This window comes from Geodermatophilus obscurus, from assembly GCF_900143215.1.
GTDB lineage: Bacteria > Actinomycetota > Actinomycetes > Mycobacteriales > Geodermatophilaceae > Geodermatophilus > Geodermatophilus obscurus_A.
In genome coordinates, this window is record NZ_FRDM01000067.1 from 1 (window position 1) to 13,792 (window position 13,792).

General features: G+C 76.4%; 15 protein-coding genes. 11 read left to right on the forward strand and 4 right to left on the reverse strand.

Annotated features, from left to right (window positions below; translation table 11 throughout):
* The coding region (locus BUB17_RS24395; protein WP_141243194.1) for an aldo/keto reductase at positions 1 to 344 on the forward strand (344 nt) is incomplete at its 5' end.
* Positions 345 to 454: 110 nt separating this feature from the next.
* Here the strand turns inward: BUB17_RS24395 and BUB17_RS24400 are convergent.
* Positions 455 to 1,297, reverse strand: coding sequence for an HAD family hydrolase (locus BUB17_RS24400; RefSeq protein ID WP_072921297.1), 843 nt, complete (start codon positions 1,295 to 1,297; stop codon positions 455 to 457).
* Positions 1,298 to 1,424: 127 nt separating this feature from the next.
* Between BUB17_RS24400 and ssd the strand changes: the two genes are divergently transcribed.
* From ssd to BUB17_RS24435, 7 genes are all read left to right on the forward strand, one after another.
* Entirely contained in the window at positions 1,425 to 2,522 is a 1,098-nt protein-coding gene (gene ssd / locus BUB17_RS24405) for a septum site-determining protein Ssd (RefSeq protein WP_083606591.1), read from the forward strand.
* On the forward strand, positions 2,519 to 3,658 hold the full coding sequence (locus tag BUB17_RS24410; RefSeq protein ID WP_072921301.1) for a TadA family conjugal transfer-associated ATPase: 1,140 nt from the start codon (positions 2,519 to 2,521) through the stop codon (positions 3,656 to 3,658). The genes ssd and BUB17_RS24410 overlap by 4 nt, the downstream gene beginning before the upstream one ends.
* Positions 3,655 to 4,446, forward strand: a complete 792-nt coding sequence (locus BUB17_RS24415; protein WP_072921303.1) for a type II secretion system F family protein — start codon at positions 3,655 to 3,657, stop codon at positions 4,444 to 4,446. Before BUB17_RS24410 ends, BUB17_RS24415 begins: the two co-directional genes overlap by 4 nt.
* Positions 4,443 to 5,168 (forward strand): type II secretion system F family protein, encoded by a 726-nt coding sequence (locus tag BUB17_RS24420; RefSeq protein WP_072921306.1) that lies wholly within the window; start codon positions 4,443 to 4,445, stop codon positions 5,166 to 5,168. The genes BUB17_RS24415 and BUB17_RS24420 overlap by 4 nt, the downstream gene beginning before the upstream one ends.
* A 123-nt stretch (positions 5,169 to 5,291) precedes the next feature.
* Positions 5,292 to 5,561 (forward strand): DUF4244 domain-containing protein, encoded by a 270-nt coding sequence (locus BUB17_RS24425; protein WP_083606592.1) that lies wholly within the window; start codon positions 5,292 to 5,294, stop codon positions 5,559 to 5,561.
* A complete protein-coding gene (locus BUB17_RS24430; protein WP_072921308.1) occupies positions 5,561 to 5,944 on the forward strand; it encodes a TadE family type IV pilus minor pilin in 384 nt (127 codons plus the stop codon). The genes BUB17_RS24425 and BUB17_RS24430 overlap by 1 nt, the downstream gene beginning before the upstream one ends.
* Positions 5,941 to 6,309 carry an Rv3654c family TadE-like protein gene (locus tag BUB17_RS24435; RefSeq protein WP_072921309.1) on the forward strand — a complete coding sequence of 123 codons (369 nt, stop codon included), beginning with the start codon at positions 5,941 to 5,943 and terminating at the stop codon, positions 6,307 to 6,309. The genes BUB17_RS24430 and BUB17_RS24435 overlap by 4 nt, the downstream gene beginning before the upstream one ends.
* A 96-nt stretch (positions 6,310 to 6,405) precedes the next feature.
* On the opposite strand, the gene BUB17_RS24440 is transcribed toward BUB17_RS24435, so the two are convergent.
* Positions 6,406 to 7,974, reverse strand: coding sequence for a purine-cytosine permease family protein (locus BUB17_RS24440; RefSeq protein WP_072921312.1), 1,569 nt, complete (start codon positions 7,972 to 7,974; stop codon positions 6,406 to 6,408).
* A 101-nt stretch (positions 7,975 to 8,075) separates the two neighbouring features.
* On the opposite strand from BUB17_RS24440, the gene BUB17_RS24445 reads away from it, so the two are divergent.
* Positions 8,076 to 8,696, forward strand: coding sequence for a helix-turn-helix domain-containing protein (locus tag BUB17_RS24445; RefSeq protein WP_244277473.1), 621 nt, complete (start codon positions 8,076 to 8,078; stop codon positions 8,694 to 8,696).
* Positions 8,697 to 8,718: 22 nt separating this feature from the next.
* Entirely contained in the window at positions 8,719 to 9,405 is a 687-nt protein-coding gene (locus tag BUB17_RS24450) for a cyclase family protein (RefSeq protein WP_072921317.1), read from the forward strand.
* Positions 9,406 to 9,411: 6 nt separating this feature from the next.
* On the opposite strand, the gene BUB17_RS28360 is transcribed toward BUB17_RS24450, so the two are convergent.
* Both BUB17_RS28360 and BUB17_RS24455 read right to left on the reverse strand, forming a co-directional pair.
* Positions 9,412 to 9,546, reverse strand: a complete 135-nt coding sequence (locus BUB17_RS28360) for a hypothetical protein (RefSeq protein ID WP_280173912.1) — start codon at positions 9,544 to 9,546, stop codon at positions 9,412 to 9,414.
* A 462-nt stretch (positions 9,547 to 10,008) separates the two neighbouring features.
* A complete protein-coding gene (locus tag BUB17_RS24455) occupies positions 10,009 to 12,555 on the reverse strand; it encodes a DEAD/DEAH box helicase (protein WP_072921320.1) in 2,547 nt (848 codons plus the stop codon).
* 198 nt (positions 12,556 to 12,753) lie between these two features.
* On the opposite strand from BUB17_RS24455, the gene BUB17_RS24460 reads away from it, so the two are divergent.
* The coding region (locus BUB17_RS24460) for a sodium/proton-translocating pyrophosphatase (RefSeq protein WP_175561480.1) at positions 12,754 to 13,792 on the forward strand (1,039 nt) is incomplete at its 3' end.

Below are 13,792 nucleotides of genomic sequence, written 5' to 3' on the forward strand. Positions count from 1 at the left end.
ACGGGGTCGACAACCGGCCCGGCGGCGTCCGCGCGGCCAATCCGCTCTTCGGCACCGAGAACCTGCGCCGAGCCGAGCCGCTGCTCGGCGTCCTCCGCGAGGTGGCCGCTGCCCACGACGTCGCACCCGCGCAGATCGCGCTCGCGTGGCTGGTCTCCCTGCCGCGGGTCGTGGTCATCCCGGGCGCCTCGAGCGTCGCGCAGGTCGAGGCCAACGCCGCTGCCGCCGACATCGACCTGCAACCGGACGAGCACGCGGCGCTCACCGCGGCGGCGCGCGCGTTCCGGCCGGTGTCCGCCGCACGCACGCTCGTGGAGCGAGTGCGGGAGCGCCTGCCGCGGTGAGGTGCTGGAACGGCCCCGCTGCTGGAGGAGGACCCCGTCCTGCTCACCCCTCGCCGGCTCGGGGCGAGACTCGGGACGGGGCCGCGGCCGAGGGGTAGCGGGGTCCTTCCTCAGGCGCCCCGGCGCCGCCAGCGGCTGGGCACCGGCGCCGGCGGGGTCGTGGCGACCAGGCGCAGGGCACGCCGGCGGGCGTACCAGGCCAGGCCCACGACCGCGGCACCCACGCTCATGGCCGCACCGGTGACCACCGGTGCGGACGGGACCGGGAAGCGCGATCCCATGGTCACCGGCCAGGTGAACTCCAGCACGGGCCAGCCGTGCTCGATCGCGGCCCTGCGCAGCGCCCGGTCGGGGTTGACCGCCGTCGGGTGCCCGACGGCCTCGAGCATCGGCAGGTCGGTGATCGAGTCGCTGTAGGCGTAGCAGTCGGCCAGGTCGTAGCCGCTCCGGGCGGCCACCTCCCGGATGGCGACCGCCTTGTTCGCCCCGTAGGCGTAGAAGTCGATCTCGCCGGTGTAGCGGCCGTCGACGGTGACCATGCGCGTGGCCACCACGCGGTCCACGCCGAGCATCTCGCCGATCGGCTCGACCATCTCCGCCCCGCTGCTGGAGACGATGACGATCTCCCGGCCGGCCGCCCGGTGCTCCTCGATCAGGTCGGCGGCCTCGGCGTACACCATCGGCTCGACGATGTCGTGCAGCGTCTCGCGCACGATCTCGTGCACCGTGGCGACGTCCCACCCGGTGCACATCTCGGTGATCTGCGCCCGCATGCGCTCCATCTGCTGCGCGTCGGCGCCGGCGAGGGAGAAGACGAACTGCGCGTAGGCGCCCTTGAGGACGGCGCGCCGGTTGATCAGCCCGCCCTGGAAGAACGGACGGCCGAAGGCCAGGGTGCTGGACTTGGCGATGACCGTCTTGTCCAGGTCGAAGAACGCCGCTGAGCGGGTCACGGTTCACGACTGTAGGTGTGCCGGACGACTGTGACGTGGCACACGGATCCGTCCACACCCGTTCGGGTCATCCACAGATCCCGGACGCCCCTCGCGCCCCGTCCGTCCCCGGGCTGGGCTGGCGGACGTGTCCGCGTTCCGGTCCCCGCCCGCCCGCCCGCTCGTCGCCAGTGCCGACGAGGAGCTGCTCGACGACCTGCTGAGGCTGCTCGCCGCCGCGGGCACCGAACCGGAGGTCGCCACGGGCGGTCCGGCGCTGCGCCGGGCCCACCGGGAGGCGCCCCTGGTGCTGCTGGGCGCCGACGTGCTGACCTCCGCTCCGGTGCGGGGCCTGCCTCGACGTGCCGGCGTCGTGGTCGTGGCACCGGGGGAGCTGCCCGCGCCGGTCTGGGCGGCCGCGGTGGAGCAGGGCGCCGAGCGGGTGGCGGTGCTCCCCGCGGACGAGGGCTGGCTGGTGTCCCGGGTGGCCTCGGCGCTGCGCCGTCCGGTCGACCGCGGCCGGCTCGTCGCCGTCGGCGGGAGCTGCGGCGGCGCCGGGGTGAGCACGCTGGCTGCAGCGCTGGCGCTGGCCGCCGCACCGGGCTCGGACGGCGTGCTGCTGGTCGACACCGACGGGTGGGGCGGCGGGCTGGACCTGCTGCTCGGCGCCGAGCGGGACGAGGGCCTGCGCTGGCCGGAGCTCGCCGGGCTGCGCGGCCGAGTGGCCGGCGACGCGCTCATGGCCGCGCTGCCCGAGGTCGGCGGCGTCTCGGTGCTCGCGGCCTCGCGGTCGGCACCCGGGGAGGTCCCGGCGGAGGCGCTGACCGCCGTGGTCGAGGCGGCGTGCGCGGGTGGCCGGCCGGTGGTCGTCGACCTGCCCCGCACGGCGGGCGCCGAGGTGACCGCCGCCGTGCTCGCCGAGGCCGACCTCGCGGTGCTCGTCGTGCCGGCCCGCCTCCGGGCGGCGTCGGCGGCCCGCCTGCTGGTCGACTCCGCCGGCGGGGGCCGCTCGGCGCCGTGGTCCGCGGCGCAGCTGGTGGTGCGCCCGGTGCCCGGCGGGCTGTCCGCCGACGAGGTCGCCGACGTCGTGGGCCGGCCGGTGCTGGGGGAGCTGGGCACCGACCGCACCGCGCTGCCCCGCGGCGAGCAGGGCCGGCCACCGCAGGTGGGCGCGCGCTCGCCGCTGGGTGCGCTGTCCCGCCGGCTGCTCGCCGAGCTGGCCCGGGTGGACGGCGCGGCGGCGTGAGCGGGGTGCTGGTCGACCGGGTCCGCGCACGGCTGGTCCTCGAGCCGGGGGTGCCGACGCGTGCCGCCGTCGCCGCGCTGGTCCGGGAGGAGTCCGGTGGACTGCTCGGTGACGACGACGTCCTGCAGGCCGTCCGCGACGCCGTGGACGAGCTGGCCGGCGCCGGCCCGCTGGAGCCACTGCTGCGCGAGCCCGGGGTGAGCGACGTGCTCGTCAACGGCCCCGACCAGGTGTGGGTCGACCGGGGCAGCGGACTGGAGCGCACGCTCGTCCGCTTCCCGGACGAGGACGCGGTGCGCCGTCTCGCCGTCCGTCTCGCCGCCGCGGCCGGACGCCGGCTCGACGACGCCGCGCCCTGGGTGGACGCCGGACTGCCCGACGGCACCCGGCTGCACGCGGTCCTGCCGCCGGTGTCCGGCAGCGGGACCTGCCTGTCCCTGCGGGTGCTGCGCCGGGCCTCGCTGTCCTTCGCCGACCTGGCCGCGCGCGGCGCCTTCCCCGGCACGTCCGGCGACCTGCTGCAGGCGCTGGTCGCCGGGCGGCTGGCGTTCCTGGTCACCGGCGGCACCGGTTCGGGCAAGACGACGCTGCTGTCCGCGCTGCTCGGCCTCGTCCCCTCCGGCGAGCGGCTGGTGCTGTGCGAGGACGCCCCGGAGCTGGTGCCGGCGCACCCACACGTCGTCCGGCTGGCCACCCGGCCTCCCAACGTCGAGAGCGTCGGCGAGGTGACGCTGCGCGACCTGGTCCGCCAGGCGCTGCGGATGCGGCCCGACCGGCTCGTGGTCGGCGAGGTGCGCGGTGCGGAGGTCACCGACCTGCTCACCGCGCTCAACACCGGGCACGACGGCGGCTGCGGCACCCTGCACGCCAACCGGCCGGGCGAGGTGCCCGCGCGGCTCGAGGCGCTCGGCGTGGCCGCGGGGCTGGACCGGCTGGCCGTGCACAGCCAGGCCGCCGCGGCCCTGTCCGCGGTGGTGCACCTGCGCCGGACACCGTCCGGACGGCGGGTCGAGGAGGTCGGCGTGGTCCGCCGCGCCGGGGACCTCGTCGTCGTGGAGTCCGGCTGGCGGGCCGACGGCGGCTCCTGCCCGGGTGCGCCGCTGCTGGCGGAGCTGCTGTCGGCGGGGCACGGGTGACCGGCGGACTGCTGCTCCTCGCCGCTGCCCTGGCGCTGTGGCCGGGCCGCGCGGCACTGCGTCGGGAGCGCCGGCGGTCGCTGACCCGCCGGGCAGACGCCGCGCCGCGCCCGGCGGCCGGGGTCCCGCTGCCGGCCGTCGCCGCGACCGCCGCCGGCGCGGTCGCCGCCCTGCTGAGCACCCCGCTGGTCGCGGCCCTCGCCGGCGGCTGCGCGGCGCTCGCCGCCCGCGCCGGGCTGCGCCGCCGGGCCGGCGCGCAGGAGGAGGCGCGGCTGGCCGCGCTGGTCGAGGCGCTGGCCGCGCTGGGCGCGGAGCTGCGCAGCGGCCGGTCGCTGGACGAGGCCACCCGTGCCGCTGTCACCGCGTGCGCGGACGGCGACAGCGGCCGGGCCCTGGCCCGGGCGGTCCGCTCGCCGGGGGACGGCGCCAGGGAGGCCGACGGCGGCGAGCTCGGGCAGGCATTGGGGCGGGTGGCGGCGGCCGCGCGGCTGAGCGCACGCACCGGCTGCTCGCTGGCCGCCGTCGTCGGCGCGGTGGAGGACGACCTGCGCGCCCGGTCCCGGCACCGCCTGGAGCTCCGCTCGGCCACGGCTGGGTCGCGGGCCAGCGCCGCCCTGCTCGCCGGGCTCCCCGTCCTGGGACTGGTCATGGGCGGCGGCGTGGGTGCCGACCCCTGGCGGGTGCTGACCACCACGGGCACCGGTCAGCTGCTGCTCGTGGCCGGCGTCGGGCTGGAGGTCGCCGGGCTGGCCTGGTCGGCGCGGCTGGTCCGCCGGGCCGTGCGATGAGCGCCGCCGCGATCGCGCTCGTGCTGGCAGCTGCCCTGCTGTGCTGGCCGGTGCGGTCGCCGGTCGCCGTCCGCGCCCGGTGGCTGGCCGCCCGGGACGGGGCGGGGCGTCCGCCGCAACCGTCCGGTCCGGCCGCCGTGCGGCGGCGGTGGCTGCTGGCCGGCGCGGCGGGCCTGGCCGCCGGGCTGCTGGTCGGCGGGGGCGCCGGGGTGGGAGTGGCCGGGCTCGTCGCGGTCGGCGGTGAACGGCTGCTGCGCCGCGCCGGCCAGGAGGACGTGCGGGCCGGCCCGGCACCCGAGGCGGACCTCCCGGTCGCGTGCGACCTGCTCGCGGTCTGTCTCGGGGCCGGCCTCCCCGTGGGTGGTGCGCTGGCCGCGGTGGCCGCCGCCCTGCCGGGTCCGCTCGGTCCCGAGCTGGCCACGGTGGCCGGCCTGTACCGGCTGGGCGCGGCGCCGCGACGGGCGTGGGCCGAGGTGCCCGCCGAACTGGCCGTCCTCGGCCGGGTGCTGGTGCGGGCCGGGGAGTCCGGCTCGACCGTCGTCCCGGCGCTGCGGTCGCTGGCCGGTGACGCGCGCGCCGAGCAGCGCAGCCGCGCCGACGCCGCGGTGCGCCGTGCCGGGGTCTGGGTGCTGGCGCCGCTGGGGGTCTGCTTCCTGCCGGCCTTCCTGTGCCTCGGCGTGGTGCCGTTGGTGCTCGGCATCGCGGCCGACGTCTTCGGCTGAGCCCGGCGTCCACAGCGGGCGGCGGCGTCCACAGATCCCGTCCGTGCCCGTTCCCGGCCCCGCCGTCCCGCGAGGGTCCAGAGCGACGGCCCGGGAGGCGGGCCCGACACCGAGGAGGCACCCGTGACCGGACCCTGCACGACGCGACCCGATGGCGACGAGCTGCTCGACGCAGACGGCGCCCCGGCCGAGGAGGGCCGGCCGCGCGGCCTGCAGGCGCGCTGGGCGCGCGTCCGGGCGGCCGGCGAGGCCGGGATGAGCACCGCCGAGTACGCCGTCGGGACCGTGGCCGCCTGTGCCTTCGCCGCCGTGCTCTACCGGGTGGTCACCGGGGGCTCGGTCGTCGACGGGCTCAGCGCGCTGGTCGCCGACGCGCTGGCCACCCTGTCCTGATGGTCCGGCGGCGGCGCGGCCGGCTCCGCGGTGAGACGGGCATGGTGACGGCCGAGACGGCGGTCGTGCTGCCGGTGCTGCTGCTCGTGCTCGCCGGTGCGGTCGCCGCGGTGACCGTCGTCGGGGCCCAGCTGCGGTGCGTCGACGCTGCCCGCGAGGGCGCCCGCGCGGCCGCCCGCGGCGAGGACACCTCGCTGGTGACCACGCTGGCCGGCCGCGCCGCGCCGGCCGGGGCGGCGACCACGGTCGCCGTCGACGGGGCCACGGTCACCGTCACGGTCGCGGCACAGGTGGCACCGCTCGGCCCGGTCCCGCTGCGGGTGCCGGTGTCGGCCTCCGCCGTGGCCCAGCGGGAACCGGGCACCGCCGAGGCACCCCGGTGAGCGCCGGGTCCCGGCCGGCGGGGGAGCGGGGGTCGGCCACGGTGTGGGTGGTCGCCCTCGCCGGCGTCCTGGCCGCGATCGGCGTGGCCGCGGTGCTCGTCGGAGCGGCGGTGGTCGGCCGGCACCGGGCCACCGCCGCGGCCGACCTCGCCGCCCTGGCCGCGGCCGAGCACGCCGTCCGCGGCAACCCCGGCGCCTGTGCTGCGGCCGGGGAGGTGGCCGGTGCCAACGGTGCCCGGCTGACGGCCTGCACGGTGGGCGGCGGGGCGGTGGTCGAGGTCGCCGTCGAGGTCCCCGTCCGGCTCGGCCCGCTGGGCGTCAGCCGGGCCGGCGGCCGTGCCCGCGCCGGTCCGGTGGCGCCGTGAGTTCCGGCTACCCGGCCGTCGCCGGACCGGGCGACAGGTGCTCGTGCAGCGCGGCGGCCAGCTGCCGCACCTCGTCGGCGGCATCGGCGCGCGGCGTCACCGGTCGGCGGTCTCCGCGGCAGGCTGGACCGGACCCCGGCGACCTGCCCGGTGCACGGAGGCGCGCGGGTCGTCGGTCACCGGCTGCGCCACGGTCTCCCGCGCCGGGACCAGCCGCGGGTCGTCCGGGCCGAAGACGTACCGGGGCTCGGGGAAGGCGAACAGCAGGGCCAGGTAGACGACCGCCGCCAGGCCGAGGGACATGGGCAGGCTGATGTCCACCCCACCGGCCGCGTTCCGGAACGGGCCCTCGATGAGCGGCGGGTAGTTGGCGAACAGCAGGCCCACGACGGCGGCCGGGATCCACGCGGCCATCCCGCGCCAGTTGACCCCGTCGCTGAACCAGTAGCGCCCGCCGACCCGGCCCTGGTTGAACACCTGCACGTCCTCGGGCGAGTAGTACCCGCGGCGCACCCAGTAGCCGATCACCATGATCACCATCCAGGGCGTCGTGCAGATGACGATGGCGCCGATGAAGGCGTTCACGCTGGCCAGCAGGTCGAACACCAGCCGGCCCACGAGGATGAAGACGAACGCCAGGGTGCCGATGACCAGCGACGCCTGGACCCGGTTGAGGCGGGGGAACACCGAGGAGAAGTCCAGCCCCGTCCCGTACAGCGAGGTCACGCCCGTCGACATGCCACCGAGGAAGGCGAAGACCATGAGCAGGACGGCGTACCAGAGCGGCGAGACCTGGATGAGCGCGAACACGTAGTCGGCCTCGCCGGCCACCAGGGTCGCCGTCCCCACGCCGAAGAGGAACGGCACCAGGGTGGCCAGCTGGCCGACGAAGGTCGCCCCGAGCAGCCGGGACGGACGTGTGCCGGCGGGGATGTAGCGCGACCAGTCGCCGAGGAAGGCGCCGAAGCTGACCGGGTTGCCCATGACGATCAGCGCGGAGAGCACGAAGCTGCCCAGCGCGTAGGCGTCGGGACCGGGGTCGTAGGAAGGGTCGAACAGCGTGGCGTAGGTGACCAGGCCCAGCAGCATCAAGGTCGTGTTGGCCAGCACCACGATCTTGTTGACCAGCAGCATCAGCTGGTAGCCGTAGATGACGACGACGATCACGAGGGCGCCCAGGACGGCGTAGATCACGCCGCGGAGCAGGTCGGAGTCGCCGGTGCCGAACAGTCGCGTGGCGGCGCCGACGAGGGCGTCACCGCTGACCCAGACCGAGATCGAGTAGAACGAGATCGCGGTCAGCAGGGACAGGAACGAGCCCAGCACGCGGCCCCGGACGCCGAAGTGCGCACCCGAGGAGACGGCGTTGTTCGTGCCGGTCCGCGGGCCGAACAGCCCCATCGGCATGAGGATCAGCGCCCCGACGACCACGCCGACGACCGTCGCCGCCACGGCCTCCACCAGGTCGAGGCCGAGCAGCACCGGGAAGGTGCCGAGGATGACGGTGGCGAAGGTGTTCGCCCCGCCGAACTGGATGCGGAACAGGTCGAAGGGGCGCGACGTCCGCTCGGCGTCCGGGATCGTGTCGATCCCGTGCTGCTCGACCTCGGTGGCCCGCGGCCGCCGCTGCTCGGCCGCCGGCCCGGCCACCTGCGCTCCGCTCATGTGCACCTCCCGGTGTGGCGGTGGATCGACCACCGCGGTGCGCAGAGGCTAGATCGCTGTTGCTCGGTGGACAACACTCGTTTACCAGCAGGTGACCCGGCATGCTGGGATGTGGAGCGCACCACGACGAGGGGGACGGCATGGCGGGCGAGGTCCGGCGGCTCACGCGGCCGTCCCACCCGGTCGACACGTTGGTGGGCGCCCGGCTGCGGGCCGCCCGGCAGGCGGCCGGTCTCACGCTGGCGGCCGTGGCCGCGGAGGCGGGGCTCACCAAGGGCTTCCTCAGCCGCCTGGAGCGGGACGAGGTCTCGCCGTCGGTCGCCTCGCTCGTCACGGTGTGCGGTGTGCTGGGCATCGGCGTCGGCCAGCTGTTCGAGCCGCCGGAGACCTCGCTGGTGCGGGCCGGCGAGGCCCCGCCGATCCACTTCGGCGGGCAGGGGGTCCGCGAGGTCCTGCTCACCGCGGGCGCGCAACGCGCCCTGCACGTCATCCGCTCGGTCATCGAGCCCGGCGGCGGGGGTGGGGAGGAGCTCTACTCGCTGGCCTGTGACGTCGAGTTCGTGCACGTGCTCCGGGGCCGCCTGCGCCTGCTGCTCCCCGGCGAGGTGGTGGTGCTGGAGGCGGGTGACGCGTTCACGATGCCCGGTGCGACACCGCACACCTGGCTCAACCCCTCGGCGGCGACCTGCGAGGTCCTCTGGGTCCTCACGCCCGCCCCGTGACCGTCGAGCTCGAGGAGGCCCGGTGACCGGTCCCGAGACCCCGCCCGTCCGGGAGGTGGTCGACCTCTCCCACCCGCTGCACGACGACACCCCGGTCTACCCCGGCGACCCGGTGGCCCGCTTCAGCCCCGCCGCTACCGTGGCGGCCGACGGCTACAACGTCCTGCACGTGCGGATGGGCTCGCAGACCGGGACGCACGTCGACGCGCCGTACCACTTCCTCGAGGACGGCGCCCGCGTCGACGAGCTACCGCTCGGGTACTTCCTCGGGCCGGCCGTCGTCGCCGACGTGCGCGGCAAGCCGCCGCACGGCCGGATCGAGTGGACGGACCTCGCGCCCTGGGCGGCCCTGCTGGGCCCCGGCCGGATCCTGCTCCTGCGCACCGGGTGGGACGAGCACTGGGGGACCGACGCCTACTTCGACCATCCCTTCCTGACCGGGGACGCCGCCGCGCGTGTGGTGGCGGCCGGCGTCCGCACCGTCGGGCTGGACGCGCTGAGCCTCGACGAGACCGTCGTCGGCGGCGAACCCGCGGACGGGTTCGCCGCGCACCTCGCGGTGCTCGGCGCCGGCGGCGTCATCGTCGAGAACCTGCGCGACCTGGGTGCGGTGCCGGAGGACCCGGTGGTCAGCGTGCTGCCGCTGCGCCTGGCCGGCGCCGACGGCGCCCCGGTGCGCGCGGTGGCGTTCCGGGTGGTGGCGCGCTGAGGGCTCTCAGGGGCGCGGCTGCCCGCCCCGGCCCAGCACGAGCTCCCGGCCGACGACCGAGCCGGCCGCGTCGGCGCCCAGCGAGGACACCGCGGCGGCGACCACTTCCGGGGACGGCGGGGCATCGGGGTCGGCGACCACCTCGTCGACCGTGACGACGTCCGGTCGAGGTTCCGAGCGAGGGTCTCGGTCAGCGCGACGAGTGCGCCCTGCACCGCGCCGTCGGCGGTCGACCGCGGGCGGCCGATCGCCATCCACCGGCTGCCGAGGAACACCAGCCGCCCGGCTCCCGGTCACCGCAGCGCCGGCGTGGCCGTGCGGGCCAGCCGAGCGGCGGGGTGAAGCAGGCCATCACGTCGGCGTACCACCGCCGGGTCGGCACCGGGGAACGCGCCGGGGGCCGCGACCGACGGCGCGGATCAGGGCGGGCGGCGCGCCGGCTGGTCCGTGCCGCGCTCCGCGGCACGGAGGTCCCCGGCCGATGGTCGGCCGGGGTCGCCGGTGAGTCCGTCAGGTCCGCCCGCGGGTCCGCCGCGGTCGCCGGGGTTCAGAAGACGCAGTTCGGAAGGCGGGGTTCAGATGACGGGGTTCGGAAGACGGGGTTCAGAAGACGAGGTCGTCCTCGGCTGCGGGCGGCTCCGCGTCCGGGCCGACCACCCGGATCGTCCCCGGGGTGACCTCGTCGGTGGGTGCACCCGGCCGGTCGGCGTCCCCGCCGTCGTCCTCGCCGCGGGTCTCGCCGAGAACCACCTCGCCGGCCGTCTCGGCGGTGGCAAGCTCGTCGAGGACGACGTCGAGCACCCGCACCGCGCCGGCCTTGTCCAGCGGCTCGTTGCCGTTGCCGCACTTCGGCGACTGCACGCAGGACGGGCAGCCGCTCTCGCACTCGCAGCTGGCCACCGTCGCCCGGGTCGCCTGCAACCAGCGCCGCAGCACGGCGAACCCGCGCTCGGCGAACCCCGCGCCGCCGGGGTGCCCGTCGTAGACGACGATCGTGGCCGCGCCGGTGTCGGGGTGCAGGGCGGTCGAGACCCCGCCGAGGTCCCACCGGTCGCAGGTGGCCAGCAGCGGGAGGATGCCGATCGCCGCGTGCTCGGCGGCGTGCAGCGAGCCGGGCAGCTCGGCGTCGTCGACCTCGGCATGGGCCACGGCCCGCTCGTCGAGGGTCAGCCAGACCGCCCGGGTGCGCAGCTGGCGGGGCGGCAGGTCGAGCGGGAACTCGGCCAGCACCTCGCCGGACCCCAGCCGGCGCCTCTGGTAGGCCACCACCTGGTTGGTCACGTCGACGACGCCGGTGTGCGCGGTGACCGTGCCCAGTGACCGCGACCGGTCGGTGGCGACGATCGCCAGGTCGGTGACGTCCCGCGCCACCGTCGTCCACTCCGGGCTCTCCGGGTGGACGACCGCGACGGCGTCGTCGACGCAGAACTCGTCCACGACGTAGGTCTCGCCGCGGTGCACGTAGACCGCGCCGGTGTGCACGGTGGCGTGGGCGGCGTCGCCGTCCACGGTGCCCAGCAGCCGCCCGGTGTCGCCCTCGATGATCGTGACCGGGGCCAGGCCGCTGCCCCGGATGTCGACGTCCGGCCGGCCGCGACCGGCCCAGTACCAGCCGGTCGGACGGCGGCGCAGCGATCCCTCGGCGACCAGTTCCTCGACCCGCGCCTCGGCCGCGGCGCCGCCGAAGTCGGCCAGGTCCTCCGGCACCAGGGGCAGCTCGGCGGCCGCGCAGCACAGCTGCGGCCCGAGCACGTAGGGGTTGCTGGGGTCGGTGACGGTGGCCTCCACCGGCCGGCCGAAGACCGCGCGAGGGTGGTGGGCCAGGTAGTGGTCCAGCGGGTCGTCGCGGGCGACGAAGACGACGAGCGACTCGCGCTCTGCCCGCCCCGCCCGGCCGGCCTGCTGCCACAGCGAGGCCAGCGTCCCGGGGTAGCCGGCCAGCACGACGGCGTCGAGGCCGGCGATGTCGATGCCCAGCTCGAGGGCGTTGGTGGTGGCCACCCCGAGCAGCTCGCCGGCCGACAGCGCCCGCTCCAGCTCCCGCCGTTCCTCGGGCAGGTAGCCGCCGCGGTAGGAGTCCACCCGGCGGGCGAGGTCGGCGCGGCTGCGGTCGCGCAGCGCGTGCCGGGCCTGCTCGGCGACCGACTCCGCGCTGCGCCGCGACCGGACGAACGCCAGCGTGCGGGCGCCGCGCTCGACCAGGTCTGCCAGCAGCGTGGCCGCGTCCGCGGCAGCCGAGCGGCGCAGCGGGGCACCGTGCTCGCCGGTGCGCTCGGTCAGCGGCGGCTCCCACAGCGCGAAGGTCGCGCCGGGTCTGGGCGAGCCGTCCTCGGTCACGGCGACCACGGGTGCACCGACCAGGCGGGTCGCCGCCGCCGCGGGCTCGGCCACCGTCGCCGAGGCCAGCAGGAAAACCGGCTCGGCACCGTAGCGGCGGCAGATCCGCCGCAGCCGGCGCAGCACGTGACCCACGTGCGAGCCGAAGACGCCGCGGTAGGCGTGGCACTCGTCGACGACGACGTAGGCCAGCCGGCGCAGCGTGCTCGACCACTTCTGGTGGGCCGGCAGCACACCGCGGTGCAGCATGTCCGGGTTGGTGACGATCCAGCGCGAGTGCCGCCGGACCCACTCCCGCTCCTCCATCGGGGTGTCGCCGTCGTAGGCGGCCGGGCGCACCGACGGGTCGGCCAGCTCGGCGACCGAGGCCAGCTGGTCACGGGCGAGGGCCTTGGTCGGTGCCAGGTACAGGACGCAGGCGCGCGGGTCCTCGGCCAGCCGGGTCAGCGCCGGCAGCTGGTAGGCCAGCGACTTGCCCGATGCCGTCCCGGTCGCCACCACGACGTGCGAACCGTCGCGGGCCAGCTGCGCGGCCTCGACCTGGTGTCGCCACGGCGCCTGCACGCCCTGGGCCTCGAGCCGCCCCTGGAGCTCCGGACTCACCCACGCGGGCCACGGCAGGGTGCGGCTGTCCCGCACCGGCATCCGGTGCACGTGGGTGACCGGCTGTTCCTCCTCCGGTGTCCCGGTGAGGACGGCGGCCAGCAGGTCGGCCCCGGGCGGCGGCGTGCCGGCGGGGGAGGGCGACCCACCCTGGGGAAGAGGGTCCGTGCCGGGAGGGGGAGCCGACCGGACCGGGTGTACCGCGGTCACCCCACCACTGTCACACCTGCGGGTGACCTCGCGCTGGCTCCCGGTGGGGGAACTCCACCGGCTGCGGGACTTCCGGTACGGGGTGTGATCTCCCTTACACTCCGGCGGCACCAGCCGCACAGGCCCGTGCGAGCTGGACACGTACCTCGCCGACCGGAGCGGACGTGCACCGGTGGCGGCAGCCGCTCGGAGGAACACATGCCCGACAGTGCACTCTCCGGCGGGGACATCGTCCTGGTGACGATCGTCCTCGCCATCTCGCTCGCCGCTCTCGCCTTCGCCGCCTACCTGGTCCGCGCGGTCATGGCCGCTGGCCAGGGCACCCCGACGATGCGTGAGATCGCGCAGGCGGTGCAGGAGGGTGCCGCGGCGTACCTGCGCAGACAGTTCCGCACGCTCGGCGTCTTCGCCGTGATCGTGTTCCTGCTGCTCCTGGTGCTCCCCGTCGCCGACGGCGGCTGGGAGACCCGCGTGGGACGGGCGATCTTCTTCCTCGTCGGCGCGCTGTTCTCCGCCTCGGTCGGGTTCATCGGGATGACCCTGGCGACGCGGGGCAACGTCCGCGTTGCCGCGGCGGCCAACGCAGGCGGCTATCAGCCGTCCTTCCGCATCGCCTACCGCACCGGTGGTGTCGTCGGGATGATCACCGTCGGTCTGGGGTTGTTCGGCGCCGCGCTGGCGCTGCTGCTCTTCGACCAGACCGCTCCGATCGTCCTGGAGGGCTTCGGCTTCGGTGGCGCGCTGCTCGCCATGTTCATGCGCGTCGGCGGCGGCATCTTCACCAAGGCCGCCGACGTCGGCGCGGACCTGGTGGGCAAGGTCGAGGCCGGCATCCCCGAGGACGACCCGCGCAACGCCGCGACCATCGCGGACAACGTGGGCGACAACGTCGGCGACTGCGCCGGCATGGCGGCCGACCTGTTCGAGTCCTACGCGGTCACCCTCGTCGCCGCGCTGATCCTGGGCCAGGTCTTCTTCGGCAACGTCGGCATGGTGTTCCCGTTGCTGGTCGCCGGCATCGGCATCGTCTCCTCGGTGGTCGGAGTGCTCGCCACCAGGCCGAGCAAGACCGATTCCAGCGGGATGGCGCCGATCAACCGCGGCTTCTTCATCTCCGCCGCGGTCTCGCTCGTGCTCGTGGCCGCGGTCTCGTTCACCTACCTGCCGAGCATCTCCGACGGCGTCGACATGGCCGTCAGCCCGCAGGTCCTGGGCTTCGTCTCGGTGCTCGTCGGCG